The 15,641-nt window shown below is 67.9% G+C and carries 11 protein-coding genes; 6 read left to right on the top strand and 5 right to left on the bottom strand.

From position 1 onward, the window contains the following. Positions 1-92: 92 nt before the first annotated feature. The gene (locus CDO87_RS18425; protein WP_100930133.1) at positions 93-740 is read left to right on the top strand and encodes a serine protease; all 648 of its coding nucleotides are present in this window, start codon (positions 93-95) and stop codon (positions 738-740) included. Between the two features lie 227 nt (positions 741-967). Here the strand turns inward: CDO87_RS18425 and CDO87_RS18420 are convergent, their stop codons facing one another. Continuing rightward, positions 968-1,720: a calcium-binding protein gene (locus CDO87_RS18420; protein WP_100930132.1), complete on the bottom strand. Its 753-nt coding sequence runs from the start codon at positions 1,718-1,720 to the stop codon at positions 968-970. A gap of 217 nt (positions 1,721-1,937) precedes the next feature. Between CDO87_RS18420 and serS the strand changes: the two genes are divergently transcribed. The 3 genes from serS (at position 1,938) to CDO87_RS18405 (ending at position 4,616) form a co-directional block, all read left to right on the top strand. Beyond that, a complete protein-coding gene (gene serS, locus CDO87_RS18415; RefSeq protein ID WP_100930131.1) occupies positions 1,938-3,230 on the top strand; it encodes a serine--tRNA ligase in 1,293 nt (430 codons plus the stop codon). A 17-nt stretch (positions 3,231-3,247) separates the two neighbouring features. Then, a complete protein-coding gene (locus tag CDO87_RS18410) occupies positions 3,248-3,949 on the top strand; it encodes a hypothetical protein (protein ID WP_198521749.1) in 702 nt (233 codons plus the stop codon). Positions 3,950-4,163: 214 nt separating this feature from the next. Continuing rightward, entirely contained in the window at positions 4,164-4,616 is a 453-nt protein-coding gene (locus CDO87_RS18405; RefSeq protein ID WP_100930130.1) for a GNAT family N-acetyltransferase, read from the top strand. Between the two features lie 42 nt (positions 4,617-4,658). Here the strand turns inward: CDO87_RS18405 and CDO87_RS18400 are convergent, their stop codons facing one another. The 4 genes from CDO87_RS18400 to CDO87_RS18385 all read right to left on the bottom strand — a co-directional run bounded on the left by CDO87_RS18400 (position 4,659) and on the right by CDO87_RS18385 (position 9,259). Next, positions 4,659-5,219: an adenylate kinase gene (locus tag CDO87_RS18400; protein ID WP_254698206.1), complete on the bottom strand. Its 561-nt coding sequence runs from the start codon at positions 5,217-5,219 to the stop codon at positions 4,659-4,661. 333 nt (positions 5,220-5,552) lie between these two features. Then, the gene (der, locus tag CDO87_RS18395) at positions 5,553-7,019 is read right to left on the bottom strand and encodes a ribosome biogenesis GTPase Der (protein WP_100930128.1); all 1,467 of its coding nucleotides are present in this window, start codon (positions 7,017-7,019) and stop codon (positions 5,553-5,555) included. A gap of 139 nt (positions 7,020-7,158) precedes the next feature. Further along, positions 7,159-8,484 (bottom strand): PQQ-like beta-propeller repeat protein, encoded by a 1,326-nt coding sequence (locus CDO87_RS18390; RefSeq protein WP_100930127.1) that lies wholly within the window; start codon positions 8,482-8,484, stop codon positions 7,159-7,161. Positions 8,485-8,602: 118 nt separating this feature from the next. After that, a complete protein-coding gene (locus CDO87_RS18385) occupies positions 8,603-9,259 on the bottom strand; it encodes a tetratricopeptide repeat protein (RefSeq protein WP_100930126.1) in 657 nt (218 codons plus the stop codon). A 379-nt stretch (positions 9,260-9,638) separates the two neighbouring features. On the opposite strand from CDO87_RS18385, the gene CDO87_RS18380 reads away from it, so the two are divergent. Together CDO87_RS18380 and CDO87_RS18375 are read left to right on the top strand one after the other, a co-directional pair. Continuing rightward, positions 9,639-11,585, top strand: a complete 1,947-nt coding sequence (locus CDO87_RS18380) for an efflux RND transporter periplasmic adaptor subunit (protein WP_254698205.1) — start codon at positions 9,639-9,641, stop codon at positions 11,583-11,585. Further along, on the top strand, positions 11,582-15,340 hold the full coding sequence (locus CDO87_RS18375) for an efflux RND transporter permease subunit (RefSeq protein ID WP_100930125.1): 3,759 nt from the start codon (positions 11,582-11,584) through the stop codon (positions 15,338-15,340). The genes CDO87_RS18380 and CDO87_RS18375 overlap by 4 nt, the downstream gene beginning before the upstream one ends. Positions 15,341-15,641: the final 301 nt, after the last annotated feature.

The following is a 15,641-nucleotide window of genomic DNA, read 5'->3' as shown; positions in this document are numbered from 1 at the left end:
GGCCGTTACCTATGCGGCCCTGCGCCGGGATGCAAGGTGCGCGGCAGGCTGGCAGATGGTCGCGCAGGCCCGTCCCGCGCTATGCTGCGGCCATGTTACGGGTATTGCTCCTGGCGCTGGCCGCCGCCCTCCTGCCCGTCCCCGCCCCTGCGGAGGACGCGGTGGGCCGTCTGAACCTCGCCGGCTACCGCCACCGCGAGATGTGCACGGCGACGCTCGTGGCCCCCGATATCGCGCTGACCGCGGCGCACTGCGTCACAACGCCAGCCGACGGATATCTCAAGCGGATCGGGGACATGACCTTCGTCGCGGGCTGGGACGGGGAGCATCACGCAGGGGCTGCGCGAATCAAGGCGGTGACCGTGCATCCGAAGGCCTACGACAACGGGCGTTTCGACATCGCCCACGACATCGCGCTTGTGACGCTCGACCAGCTGCTGGAAGTCGCGCCGTTGCCTGTCGGCATTGGCGTTCCGCCGGGACCGATGACCCTGATGGGCTACCGCCGCTCCGTCCCGCACCGGCTGACGATCACGCCTTTGTGTTACGGCGACGAGACAGGCCCGCTCTGGCGGCTCCGCTGCCGGGTGGAACCCGGTCAGTCAGGCGGCCCGGTCTTCCTGGGCGAGGACCGCGCCCGCCGCATCGTCGCCGTCATCGCCGCGGTGGTAGAGGAAGAGGCCATCGTCGTCCCCGTCGACAGCTGGCTCCTCGCCCAACTCGCCAACCTCCGCGACTGACCTCTCCCTGAGCGTCAGACGCTGCGGAGCCAGCCCTTCAACCAACACGGAAGACAGGGGAACGGCGGCGGATATGCCAGAGACCCGGACAAGCCTCCCCGCATCGCCCGGCACCGACGCGCTCTGACGTCCGGCCTCGTAACGGAGACCTCCAACGCGACAAGGAAAACCGGCCAGACACCCGAATGCCCGGCCGGTCATCAGCCCAAAAGTCAGCACGGTAAACCTCAGACGCGGCTCACCACCCGGACATGCCCGTTCAGGTCGCGCGCAAGAGCGTCGGCAAAGACCGCCGCGTCGTGGCCGTTGACCGACAGCACCGCACCCGCGTCGCTGTCGCGCAGTTCCGCCACCGGCGCGCTGCCGTCCGCCGGGATCAGCGAGGGGTGATAGAGCAGCAGTTCCACCTGCTCGCCCCTCTGCCAGTCGCGGATCATCACCGGCTGGTCCTCCGGCTCGTCGATGAGGTTGGAGAAGAAGTCCGCCCCCTCCCCGCCGATCATCGTGTCGCCGTCGTCGCCCACCAGCCAGTCGTCGCCCGCGGCGCCGAACAAGCGGTCGGGCGCAAAGGGTTGGTCGGGGTGCAGGTCGATGGTGTTGATCCGGTCGTCGCCCGCGCCGCCGTTCACGTCGTCCTGCCCGCCGGTCGCGGTGATGACGTCGTCGCCCGTACCGCCGAACAGCGTGTCGCTGCTCCAGTTCGGATTGACAGGACCCGCATCCGTCATCACCGCATCCTCGTCCCAGCGCAGGTCAGAGATCGTGTCGTTCCCTCCCCCGCCGCGCACCAGGTCGTTGCCGTCGTCCGGCAGCAGCAGTTCGGCCCCGCCGTTGCCCATGATGACGTCGTCGTCATCGCTGCCGACCACGGTGTCGTCTTCGCGGATCACGTCCTCGCCCGGCTCCGGGACGTCTTCCATCATTCCTTGCAGAGCCATCAGCACCATCGCACCGACGACCGCCATCAGGCCGAACCCCATGTGATTGCTCCTCGATCCCGGGCGCCCGTGTCCCGCGGTTTCGGGGATCATGGCCTTCAAACGAAAAAATCCCGTTAAACGGCAAAGGATTGTCGACGGGCATTGAACAATGGCCGTCGGGCGCCAGATGGACCCGCGGCAGGCTGGCCCCTACACTCCCCCTGAAACTTCGGGCATAAGCGCTGCGACTCGACAGCATTCTTCCGTGGAGACCCAAATGCACGACATCCGCGCCATCCGAGAGAACCCGGAAACCTGGGATGCGGCCCTCAGCCGCCGCGGGGCAGAGCCGATGTCGTCCGCCATCCTCGCCCTCGACGCCGACCGCCGCGCCGCGATCCTCGCCGCCGAGACGGCGCAGGCCGATCAGAACAAGGCGTCGAAGGACGTGGGCAAGGCCAAGGCCTCCGGCGACGAGGCGGAGTTCGAACGCCTCCGCGCCCTGGTGGCCGAGAAGAAGGCCGAGGTCGCCGAAATGCAGGAGAAGGCCAAGGCGCTGGACGCGCAGCTGACCGACCTCCTGCTGGGCGTCCCGAACCTGCCGCTGGCCGAGGTGCCCGACGGCGCCGACGAAAACGACAACGTGGAAATACGCCGCTGGGGCGAGCCGCGCAGCTTCGACTTCGCTCCGAAGGAGCATTACGAGCTCGACGGCGTGAAGCCCGGCATGGATTTCGAAACCGCCGCGAAGCTCTCCGGCTCGCGCTTCGTGCTGCTTTCGGGCGGGGTCGCCCGCATCCACCGCGCGCTGGCGCAGTTCATGCTCGACACCCACGTGGAGGAACACGGGCTTGCCGAGACCTGGACCCCGGTCCTCGTGCGGCCGGAGATGATGTACGGCACCGGCCAGCTTCCGAAGTTCGGCGAGGACAGCTACGAGACCACCAACGGCTGGTGGCTGATCCCCACGTCGGAGGTCACGCTGACCAACATCGTCAACGGGCTGACCGTGGACGAGGGCTACCTGCCCCGCCGCTACGCCGCCCATTCGCAGTGTTTCCGGTCCGAGGCAGGCAGCGCCGGCCGAGACACCGCCGGCATGCTCCGCCAGCACCAGTTCGAGAAGGTCGAGATGGTGACCGTCTGCCACCCCGACAAATCGCTGGCCGAACACGAGCGCATGACCCGCTGCGCGGAAACCATCCTGGAAAAGCTGGGCCTGCCCTACCGCACCGTCGTGCTCTGCACCGGCGACATGGGCTTCGGCGCGCAGAAGACCCACGACATCGAGGTCTGGCTGCCAGGCCAGAACACCTACCGCGAGATCAGCTCCGTCTCGACCTGCGGCGATTTCCAGGCGCGGCGGATGAACGCCCGCTACAAGCCCGCGGAGGGCGGCAAGCCCGGCTTCCTGCACACGCTGAACGGCTCCGGCCTTGCCGTGGGCCGGGCGCTGATCGCGGTGCTGGAGAACGGCCAGCAGGCGGACGGCTCCGTCGACCTGCCCGAGGCGCTGCACCCATGGCTGCGCGGCAGGACGCGCCTCGACGCCTCCGGGAACCTGGTTTGAGACCGGGGGGCGCGATCATGCAACGCCTCTGGGCCTGGGCCTGTCTTCTGGCGACGCTGGCGTTCATCGCGTCGTATTTCGTCGTGCCCGACTTCAACGGCTTCACCCCCGACCAGTTTCCGAATGTCATCGAGGAACCGCCGGTCCAGCCCTCGGGCTACGCCTTCGCGATCTGGGGGCTGATCTACGTCTGGCTGCTGGTCGGCGCGGTCTTCGGCGCGGTCCGCCGCTCCGACGACGAGGACTGGATGCCGATGCGCCCTTGGCTGGCGCTCAGCCTCGCGCTGGGGGCGACATGGCTGCCCGTGGCCAGCGTCTCGCCGCTGGCGGCAACGGTCCTCATATTCCTGATGCTGGCGGCGGCGCTGCGCGCGCTCTTCCGCGTCGGCGACACCGACCGCTGGCTGCAACAGGCGCCGGTCGCGATCTACTCCGGCTGGCTGACAGCCGCGGCCTTCGTGGCGCTTGGCGTGGTACTCGGCGGGTACGAGATCTTCTCGCCGACGATCGCCGCGCTGATCTCGCTCTCTCTGGCGCTGGCGCTGGCCGTCATCGTCCAGTACCGCCTGCACCGCGCGCCGGAATACGGCATCACGGTGATCTGGGCGCTGGTGGGCGTGATCATCCAGAACTCCCAGCCGTTCAACGCCGCCGTTGCGGGCCTCGCCCTGCTGGGCATCGTCGCGATCCTGTCGCTGCGCGCCACCGACACCGAATGACAACCGGGCGGGCGTCCGCGCCTGCCCGCCGCATCCATCCGGCGCGAACCCCTCCGATCCCTGTCTCGGTCATTGAACGTGATGACATGGCCATCTATCCTGTGGCCGTCTCAGAAGGAGATTCATGCACAGAGGCCTCGATTGAACCGCATGTAGCGGCTTCGCATCGGCACATCGCTGCCGATCCCTTTTGCATGAATTCCGTGGAGTTCTCATGGAGAACAACGACATATCGATCCGGCCCTTCGATGGGGTGGCGGATACCGAAAGACTGTCGGACATCTGGTTTGCCGCCTCCCTCAAGGCGCATCCCTTCATCGGTGAACCGAAGCTCGTGGAACAGCGCACGCTGATCGAGGAGACATACCTGCCGAAATCGGAGACCTGGGTCGCCTGTTGCGGCGGGGACGCGGTCGGCTTCATCAGCCTGCTCGGCAATTTTGTCGGCGGGATCTTCATTGCGCCCGATCGGCAAGGTCTGGGCATCGGCCGCAAGCTGATTGCCCATGCGTTGGCCTTGAAGGGAGAGCTGTCGCTGGAGGTCTACACCGCCAACGAGCAGGCCGTCCGCTTCTACCGCACGCTCGGCTTTACCGAGGTGTCGCGCCGGGATGTGGACGATTCCGGTGATCCATACCCCAACGCGGCGCTTCATCTGAGGGCGTGACACCCGGCCGGGCAGGAGTTTCCTGCCCGGCCGGGTGTCAGCTCAGTGATTGTTCCGGTCACGTGAACCGAGAATCGTCTCCAAAACCTTTGTTGCGAGTTCCCCGACCGGGCGCTGACCATCGAGGCGAAGAACCGGCGCGCCTTGCGCCTCCAGCCATCGCTCGTGCTGCACAAGGTTGCGCCCGGAAAAGGACGGATCGTCGTACCGGGACGCCCAGTCCCGGAACGCCAGATGGGATCGGTGCATGTCGCCGCCCGGCAGAATGCGCGCGCCATGGCGCTGTGCCTCGCGCCGATCAAGGCGCTCAAGGCGTATCGGTGTCGGAGTATGGATAAAGACGATCAGATCGACCTCTTCGACAAGCGCATCGCCCCACCCCATGAATGAGCCGGTCAGCACCCAGTCCTCGGCGATCTCTTGGCGCGCGCCGATCAAACGGACGCGCTCTTCGGGGTCGCGTTTGACGCTGAACGGCGGATCGGTCGGCATCCAGTAGTAATCGTCGACGTCGATCTGCGGGACGTCGAGTCGTTCAGCCAGAACCGCGCCCAGTGTCGACACGCCGGAGCACGAGGCCCCCAGCAGATACAGCTTTGGCATGACGGTCATCCTCCGGGCTGGCGAAGGGCCGTTCTATAGCGCCGCAACGAAACGGCTGCAATGTCCCGAGACCGGCCCCTTGAGAGCGCCGCCAAGCACGCCCGGCCTGGAACAGCCGCGCCTTTCGACTGCAGTGAAAACGCAAGGTCACGCATCGCGTCGGGAAAACGTCAGTCACCACGTCAGACGCGCAGCGTCCGGCACTTCAGCTTGCGCGGCCTTCCGCAGTCAACGGTATCGCCCAACATGGACCCCCGCCAACCCGAGCCGACCGCCGAAGGCGGGCGGTGAGGCAAACAGCATGGGCGCCCAAAGGGCGCCCATTCCACCGGATCAGTCCTTCTTCTTCTGAAGCGACCCGAGGTGCTTCTTCAGCGCCCCCGCGTTCTTCGTCCGGCGGCCCTTGTAGGGGTTCTTGTCGCCCTGCCCGCGCATGTGCAGACGGATCGGCGTGCCCGGCATGTCGAAGTCCTCGCGCAGCCCGTTCACCAGGTAGCGCGAATAGCTTTCAGGCAGCTTGTCGGGATGCGAGCACATCACCACGAAGCCCGGCGGCCGGGTCTTCGCCTGCGTCATGTAGCGCAGCTTGATCCGGCGGCCCTGCGGCGCCGGGGGCGGATGGCGCGAGATCATGCCCTCGAGCCAGCGGTTGAGCTGCCCGGTCGACACGCGGCGATTCCAGACCGTGTAGGCCTTCATCACCGCTTCCTGCAGCTTGTCCAGCCCCTTGCCCGTCCGGGCCGAGACCGTCACCAGCGGCGCGCCGCGGAGCTGCGGCAGGACATGCTCGAACTGCTCGCGCAGCCACTTCAGCTTTTCCTGCTTCTCGCCCTCGATGTCCCACTTGTTGACCGCCACGACCACGGCACGCCCCTCGCGCTCCGCAAGGTCGGCGATCTTCAGGTCCTGCGTCTCGAACGGGATGGCCGCATCCAGCAGCACGACCACCACCTCGGCGAACTTCACCGCCCGGATGCCGTCAGAGACCGACAGCTTCTCAAGCTTCTCCTGCACCTTCGCCCGGCGGCGCATGCCCGCGGTGTCGAAGATCCGCATCGGCACACCGCCCCACTCGTGGGTCAGAGAGATGGCGTCGCGGGTGATCCCCGCCTCGGGCCCGGTCAGCAGCCGGTCCTCGCCGATGATCTGGTTGATCAGCGTCGACTTGCCCGCGTTCGGGCGCCCCACAACGGCGATCTGCAGGGGCCGCGCGCGGGTCGGAACCGGCACGCTGTCGTCGTCCTCGTCGTCTTCGGAGACGGCGACATCCACCTCCGGCGCGTCGTCGGCGCGCTCCTCCTCGTACCCGTCCGCCAGCGGCGCCAGCACCGAGTAGAGCTCCGGCATCCCCTCGCCGTGCTCCGCCGACAGGCGGATCGGCTCGCCCAGACCCAGCTCGAAGGCCTCGAACACACCGGCGTCGGCGGCAGAGCCCTCGGCCTTGTTGGCCGCGAGGATGACGTGCTTGGCGCGCTTGCGCAGGATCTCGGCAAAGACGTGGTCGTCCGGCAGCAGGCCCGCCCGCGCGTCGATCAGGAACAGGCAGACATCCGCCATGTCCACCGCCCGCTCGGTCAGGCGCCGCATCCGTGCCGGAAGGGAATCGTCGTTGGCGTTCTCAAGGCCCGCCGTGTCGATCACGGTGAACCGCAGGTCGCCCAGCTTCGCCTCGCCCTCCCGCAGGTCGCGGGTCACGCCAGGCTGGTCGTCGACCAGCGCCAGCCGCTTGCCGACGAGACGGTTGAACAGGGTCGACTTGCCCACATTGGGGCGTCCGACGATGGCGAGGGAGAAGGACATGCAAAGGCTCCGCGGATCAGATCGCGCATGTAACGCATTTTCCGCGCCTGCGAAAGGCCCCGCGGACCGCACCGGTCGGCACGGGGCATCCTCGCCCGTCAGGCCGCCCCGGGATCACCCCGCGCGGCCCGTGGCAATATCACCGATAGGCGTGCAGCACGCCCTTCTTGGAGACGACATAAAGCGTGCCCCCGGCCACGATCGGCCGCGTCGTCGCACCGCCCGGTACGTCGATGGTCTGGACCAGTGCACCGTCCGCCGGGTTGAAGGCTCGCATCAGCCCGTCCGACCCGGCGACGATCAGCCGTCCGCCCGCCATGATCGGCCCCATGTTCGCATAGGCCCGGTCGCGACGCTTGTTCGGCTTGCGGCGCGGCACGTAGCCCGGCAGATCGGTGGTCCAGATCTCCTGCCCCGTCGCGGCATCGAGACGGACAAGCTGGTTGAGATCGGAGACGAAGAACACCGAATCCCCGGCGGGCCACATCGGCCCCTCGGCGCCATAGGGCGCCTCCCAGATCCGTTCGCCGGTGTAGACCGACATCGCCGCCACGCGGCCCGAATGGTTGCCCGCATAGACCGTGTCGCCCGAGATCACCGGATCGCCGGTCACGTCGTCGAAGCCCGCCAGCGTCACGCCCGGACGCCGCCCCAGCAGCTCGGAACTCCAGAGCCGCAGGCCGCCCTGCCGGAAGGCGCCCTGCACCGTGCCGGATCCGTAGGAAAAGACCACGTGCTGGTCGCCGAAGGCCGGCGCCGGGCCGCCCGCGACGTTGCTCACGTCGCCCTGCCCGTCGATCTGCCAGCGCACCTTGCCATCCGCGGCCTCCACCGCCCAGGCGGTCGTGTCGCCGGACACCGCGTAGACCAGCCCGTCGGCATAGCTCGGCGCGCCGGTCGAGGTGTTGCCGAACCCCTGCGTCCAGAGCGTCGCGCCCGTCGCCGGGTCCAGCCCCACCAGCTCGCCGTAGGATGTCGTGACATAGAGACGCCCGCCGCCCACTGCCAGACCGCCGCCCTCGCCAAGCGCGGTCTTCTCGCGCGCGGGCGTCAGGTCGGTGGACCACAGGGTTTCGCCGTTCAGGCCGATGGCCTTCACCACGCTGCGCGCGTCCATCGTGAAGATCCGCCCGTCGGCCACCACCGGCTCCGCGTCCAGCCGCATGCGGCGGCTGTCACCCGTGCCGATCGGCGTCGAGAACAGCGGCTGCGGCGCGCTCGACAGCGCGGCATTCGTGGTGCGCACCGACGGCGACACCGGGCTCTGCGTCCAGCTGGCGTTGTTGACCATCTGCGGGGTGGAGAACGCGCGGCTCACCGGCTGCGGCGCCTCGTCGGCGCCGGCGCGGGTTTCCAGCACGTCGCGCACGTTGAGGCGTTCACCGGCCAGCACCGGGTCCTTCTCCTCGCAGCCGGCCAGAGCCAGCACACCCAGCGTGGTCAGAAGAATAGCCTTGCGCCGCATCGTTTCGTCCTCATTCTGCCCGCCGGACCCGCGTGGCCTTCAATGTGCCACCGTCCCGGGCCCGTCTTCCCGTCCCAAGTCCGCCGCCGCATCAGGCCGATCCGGCGGCGCGGGGGCGTCAGCTCTCCGGCAGGTCGCCGCCCAGAGCCACAATCAACTGACTTGCCCTGCGACGCAAGCCCGCGGTGATCTCGGAATCGTCGAGCATCCCCTGAAGCCGCGTGAGGGCGGCTTCCCGCTCACCCGTCTCGACCTCGACCAGCGCCAATTGCTCTTCGGCGAGCAGACGCAGCGGTTGTCCCGGCACGGCCAGCGCCTCGAGCCCGGCACGCCGCTCCTCGACCGACAGCACCTCCGCGCCCAGCGTCATCGCCTTGTAGCTGGCGATCTGGCGGTAGATGTTGGGCACCTCCGCGTCCGCGGCCACGGCCTGCAGACGCTCGACCGCCGCCGCCGTCTCGCCTGCGGACTGCTCCGCATCGGCGGTCAGCATTTCCAGCACGGCGCGCGCCGAGGGCGTGTCCGAAGACAGCTCTTCCAGAGCGGCGGCCTGCGCCGCGGCGTCGTTCGCGTCCATGGCGTCCAGCACGCTGTCGCCAAAGGCCTGCGCAGCCGACTCCCGGCTCGAGATCTGGTATTCGCGCCAGGCGGTGCCGCCGACCAGCAGCAGCACGATCACCACCGCGATCCAGCCATAGCGCTTCATCATCGCGAACAGCCGGTCGCGTTTGACCTCTTCGGTCACCTCGTCGATGAAACTGTCGGTGTCGCTCACCTGCGTCCCCCCAAATGTGCCCAGGGCGCCCCGAGGGCCGACCCGTCGCAAACCCGCGCGCGGGCCTGATTTTGGCCCCTCTTACAGGCTGCCCCCGGCCTTGCCAACACCCCCGCCATCACGTCGCGCAGGACAGGACGAAGGAGAACCGGCGTGGAAACGTGACACTCTTGCCAGTTGCTGACAGGAAATCGTGAAAAATACACCTATAAAGGGGCTCCGGCGATCACTCCGTCTTGAAGACGCCGTTACGGCACCCTAAGAAACTGAACCAAACGGTTCACCATTTGCCAGGGCGATTGGTCCGCCTCTCGGTAGAGACCGTAAGAAGTGTGACATCGCCGGGATTGCGGCGCCTCAGGACGACGGGAAACGAAGCATGCGAATTGTGTCCATCATCACGGCGATCCTTGTCGCGGCCGTCCTCTACGGTGTGGTCCTGAAACGCGATGCGCTGCTTTCCTGGACCGCGCGGCTGTCCCCCTCTGCCGAGGAGCGCGCCGAGGCCGCCACCGATCCGGCCCCCGCCCCCGAAGTGGCCCCTGTCGAAAGCGCCATGGAGGCGCGCGAGACGCCTGAAAACGCGGTCCGGGTGATGGCCAACCGCTCCGTCGCGCAGGAAATCGACAGCGCCGTGCAGCTCCGCGGCGAGACGCAGGCCCTGCGCCAGGTCGAGGTCCGCGCCGAAACCGCAGGCAAGGTGATTTCCACGCCCCTGCGCAAGGGCGCCCTCGTCGAAGAGGGACAGCTTCTGTGTGAACTCGATCCCGGCACCCGCGAGGTCACGCTGATGGAGGCGCGTGCCCGTCTGGCGGAGGCAAAGGCCATGGTGCCCGAGGCCCGCGCCCGCCTGGCTGAGGCAGAGGCCCAGATCCCCGCCGCCCGCGCCCGCATCACGGAGGCCGAGGCCGCCGTTCCCGCCGCCGAAGCAGCCCTGCTCGAAGCGCGCGCCGGCATCCCCGCGGCCGAGGCATCGCAGAAGGAGGCCGAGGCCCGCGTGCCGGAGGTCGAGGCCCGTCTCGAAGAGGCCAAGGCCCGCGTCCCCGAAGCCGAATCCCGGCTGGCAGAGGCCGAGGCCGCCGTCCCCGCCGCAGAGGCCCGCCTGAGGGAGGCCGAAGCCGCCGTCCCCGCCGCCGAAGCCGCGCTGGAAGAGGCCGAATCCCGTGTCCCCGAGGCCGAGGCCCGCGTCCGGCAGGCCGAGGCTCAGGTCCGCGAGGCCGAGATCAACCTGACCGCCGCCAGCTCGCTCGCCAAGGATGGCTTCGCCGCCCAGACCCGCCTCGCCTCCGCCGAAGCCGCCTACGAGACCGCCAAGGCCTCCGTCCAGACCGCGCAGGCCGGGCTGAAGGCCGCCGCCTCCGGCATCCAGGCCGCCCGTTCCGGCCTCGAAGGCGCCCACGCCGGGGTCGAGACCGCGCGCAGCAACATCGAGGCCGCCCGCGCCGCGGTGCAGGCTGCCCGCTCCGGCATCCGCAACGCCGAGGCCGGGGTGATCGCCGCCCGGACCCAGATCGAGAACGCCAAGGCCGGGGTCCAGACCGCCCAGAGCCAGGTCGAGGGCGCCCGCGCCCGCGTCTCCACCGCGCTCTCGAACGTCGAGGGCGCGAAGGCCGCCGTGATCTCCGCCAACAGCCAGCTCGAAGGCGCGCAGGCCGGGATCCAGTCCGCGAGGACCGGCGAGGAAAGCGCCCTCTCGGCCATCCAGTCCGCCGAGGCCGCCGTGGCCGCCGCGCAGAAGGACATCGACCGCCTGTCGATCACCGCCCCCTTCGCGGGCCTGCTGGAGACCGATACCGCCGAACTGGGCGCGCTGATGCAGCCCGGCTCCGCCTGCGCGACGGTCATCCAGCTCGACCCGGTGAAGATCGTGGCCTACGTGCCGGAAACCTCCGTCTCGCGCATCGACCTCGGCGCGCAGGCCGGGGCGCGCCTTGCCGACGGGCGCGAGGTCGCGGGCATCGTCGCCTTCGTCTCCCGCTCCGCCGATCCGGCCACCCGCACCTTCCGCGTGGAACTGGAGGTCGCCAACCCCGACCTGACCATCCGCGACGGCCAGACCGCCGACATCCTGATCGAGGCCGAAGGCGCCAAGGGCCACCTCGTCGCACAGTCGACCCTCACGCTCGACGACGAGGGCGCGCTCGGCGTGCGCACCGTGACCGAGGAGGAGACGGCGAAGTTCATCCCCGTGACCATCCTGCGCGACACCCGCGAAGGCGTCTGGGTCACCGGCCTGCCGGACACCGTGGACCTGATCGTCCTCGGACAGGAATACGTCACCGACGGCGTCCCCGTGGTGCCCAGCTTCGAGGAAGTGATCCAATGACCGGAATCATCGACTGGGCCGCCGCGCGCGCCCGGATGGTCATCGCCTTCATCGTCCTGTCCCTTGCCGTGGGCGGATACGCTTACGTCAGCCTCCCCAAGGAGGGCGAACCGGACATCGAGATCCCGGCGCTTTTCGTCTCTGTCCCCTTCCCCGGCATCTCGGCCGCCGACAGCGAAAAGCTGCTGGTCAAGCCGATGGAGACGGAGCTGTCCGACCTCGACGGGCTGAAGACCATGACCGGCACCGCCTCCGAAGGCTATGCTGGCGTGGCGCTGGAATTCGAGTTCGGCTGGGACAAGACCAAGACGCTGGCCGATGTCCGCGACGCCATGAACAACGCCGAAGGGCAGTTCCCCGACGGCGCCGAGGACTATTCGATCAACGAGATCAACTTCTCCGAATTTCCCATCCTGATCGTCAACCTGACCGGCCCGGTGCCGGAGCGCACGCTGACCAAGGTCGCCAAGGACCTGCAGGACCGCGTCGAAGGGCTCGATTCCGTGCTGGAGGCCGGGATCGCCGGCAACCGCGACGAGATGGTGGAGGTGGTGATCGACCCGCTCCGCCTCGAAAGCTACAACGTCACCGCGGGCGAGCTGATCGCGACGGTCCAGAACAACAACCAGTTGATCGCCGCGGGCGAGGTGGAAACCGATCAGGGCACCTTTGCCATCAAGATCCCCGCCTCCTTCGAGGAGAGCCAGGACATCTACAACCTGCCGGTCAAGACCAACGGCCAGCGCACCGTGACGCTGGGCGAGCTGACCGACATCCGCCTGACCTTCGAGGACCGCAAGGGCACCGCCCGCTTCAACGGCGAGACGACGGTCGCCCTGCAGGTGGTCAAGCGCAAGGGGTTCAACATCATCGACACCGCCAACGAGGTGCGCGCGGTGATCGACGAGGCGCAGAAGGCATGGCCGCCTGAGCTTCAGGCGATCCTCGATATCGGCGCGTCGAACGACCAGTCGCGGCAGGTGGCCTCCATGGTCAGCCAGCTCGAAGGGTCGGTGCTGACCGCCATCGCGCTGGTGATGATCGTGGTCCTCGCCTCGCTGGGCCTCCGGCCCGCGCTGCTGGTGGGCTTCGCGATCCCGACCTCCTTCCTCTTGTGCTTCCTGCTGCTGGCGCTGATGGGCGTGTCGATCTCCAACATCGTGATGTTCGGTCTGATCCTTGCCGTGGGGATGCTGGTGGACGGCGCGATCGTGGTCGTCGAATACGCCGACAAGCGTATCGAGGAAGGCTCCGGCCCGATGCACGCCTATGTGGAGGCCGCGCACCGCATGTTCTGGCCGGTCGTCTCCTCGACCGCCACGACGCTCTGCGCCTTCCTGCCGATGCTGTTCTGGCCCGGCGTCGCGGGCGAATTCATGGGGATGCTCCCCGTCACGCTGATCTTCGTGCTGTCCGCGTCGCTCGTGGTGGCGCTGGTCTACCTGCCGGTGATGGGCGGCGTCTCGGGCCGCTGGTCGCGCAACGTCGGCCGGATGGGCAACGCCCTGCGCGCCGCCGCGCCCTGGTGGTTGCGCGCGGCGCTGGTGCCGGTGGCGCTGTTCGGGCTGTTCGTCGGCGCGATGATGGTGCTGAACCCCGACTACCTCGGCCCGACGGAGGCCACGGGCTTTGCCGCCCGCCTGCCCGGCGTCGTGGTCTTCATGATCTTCTCGGTCATCTCCTCGGTGGTGATGGATGCCGCCGCGCCGCGCCGCAAACCCAAGCGGGTCGACGGCCGTTACCGTCGCACGCTCTTCGGCCACTTCATCAACTTCATCTCCGGCAACCCGATCATGCCCATCGTCACCGTCGGCGCGGTGGTGGGTTTCGTGATGTTCACCTTCAGCTACTTCGGCACCCACAACAACGGGGTGGAGTTCTTCGTCGAAAGCGAGCCGGAACAGGCCATCGTCTACGTCCGCGCGCGCGGCAACCTCAGCCTGACCGAGAAGGACGCCATCGTGAAGCGGGCCGAGGAGATCGTGCTGAACCACCCCGGCATCAAGAACGCCTTCGCCTTCGCGGGGGACGGCGGACTGAACAACAACACAGGCGGCGCCGAGGCCCCCAAGGACACCATCGGGCAGGTCCAGCTGGAAACCATCCCGTGGGAGGACCGCCCGGCCTATGCCGCCGCCCATCCGGAAGACATCACCCTCGACCAGCTCGACGGCGACGTCATCATCGAGGACCTGACCGCCAAGCTGGAACAGATCCCCGGCACGGAGATCGAGATCCTGGCCCAGGCCCGCGGCCCCGCCTCCGGCAAGCCCTTGCACCTGCGGCTCAAGGGCGACAACTGGGAGGACCTGCTGGCCGCCGTCGCCACTGCCCGCGCCCGGTTCGAGGACACCCCCGGCCTGACCCTGATCGAGGACACGCGCCCCCTGCCCGGCATCGACTGGCAGATCGACGTCGACGTGGAGAAGGCCGGCCTCTACGGCGCCGACGTCGCCACCGTGGGCGCCATGGTCCAGCTTGTCACCCGCGGCATCCTGCTCGACACCATGCGGGTCGAAAGCTCCGACGAGGAAATCGACATCCGCGTCCGCCTGCCGGAGGAATACCGCGTCCTGTCGACCCTCGACACGCTGAAGGTGCGCACCGCCGACGGCCTCGTGCCGCTCTCGAACTTCATCACCCGCACGCCGGTCGAGAAACTGGCCGAGATCAACCGTATCGACCAGAAGCGCTATTTCGACCTGAAGGCCGACGTCAGCCCGAACCTCTTCAAGGTGCCCGAGGCCGGCGCCACCCTCCGCCAGCTTGTCGACGGGGCAGAGGCGAAACCCGGTCACGCCACCGTCACCGGCTTCGAGGACCGCCGCTACGAGGTCCTGTCGCTCGACACTGGCACCTCGCCGGAACAGCTCGGCACGGCGCTGCGCGAGGGCGACATGACCGCCCAGCCGATCACCGCCAACGAGCGCATCGCCCTGATGACCGAGTGGCTCGACACCCGCCCGCTCCCCGTTGGCATCGACTGGGAATGGACCGGCGATCAGGAGGATCAGGCGGAATCCCAGGCCTTCCTGCAATCCGCCTTCGCAGGCGCGCTGGGGCTGATGTTCATCATCCTGCTGGCGCAGTTCAACAGCTTCTACAACTCCGTGCTGGTGCTGCTGGCCGTCGTGATGTCGGTCGCGGGTGTGCTCTGGGGCATGATCATCATGGGACAGTTCTTCTCGATCATCATGACCGGCACCGGGATCGTGGCACTCGCCGGGATCGTGGTGAACAACAACATCGTGCTGATCGACACCTACCAGGAATACGCGCGCTACATGCCGCGGCTGGAGGCGATCACCCGCACCGCCGAGGACCGCATCCGCCCGGTGCTGCTGACCACGATCACGACGATGGCGGGCCTCGCGCCGATGATGTTCGGCCTCAGCCTCGACTTCTTCGCGGGCGGCTACTCCATCGACAGCCCCACCGCGCTCTGGTGGAAGAACCTCGCCACGGCGGTGGTCTTCGGACTTGGCATCGCGACGGTGCTGACGCTGGTCTTCACCCCCTCGATGCTGGCGATCCGCGTCTGGTTCACGACCTACGTCAAGTGGTTCGCCCAGTTGCTCGCCCGCCTGTCCTTCGGCCGCGGCAGCCGCATCGCCCGCGACTGGGCCCTCGCCCGCGAGGCAAGACGCATCAAGGCGCCGGAGATCCTGTGGGAAGAGATCGGCCGCCCTGCCCCGCCCGCAGAACCGTCGACCGACGACCCGCAGCTCAACCTTCCGCTGCGCGCGGCGGAGTAACCATGGAACGCTGCCGATCTTGATTTTTTCGCAAGGAAAAGGTAATTGGGTGTAGCGATAGGTTTGTTTCGGACAAACACCTGCTTTCTAAGTGTCCCCGGGATGTTGCCGCATCCCGGGGACTGCTTTTATCGGCCTATCAGGACCATGACGACAATCGTCAGGACCATCAGACCGACAGTCAGCACGCGATAGGTGTTTTCGGACATTTTTCCTCCTTTCTGCATTCCGATGGAATGTTTCCGGAGGGTGCACAAAAAGCGCTAACAACTGGTGAAGGACGTGTGCTGTCAGGTTAAAG

Source organism: Sagittula sp. P11 (genome assembly GCF_002814095.1).
Lineage (GTDB): Bacteria > Pseudomonadota > Alphaproteobacteria > Rhodobacterales > Rhodobacteraceae > Sagittula.
This window is presented reverse-complemented; position numbering and strand designations above follow the sequence as displayed.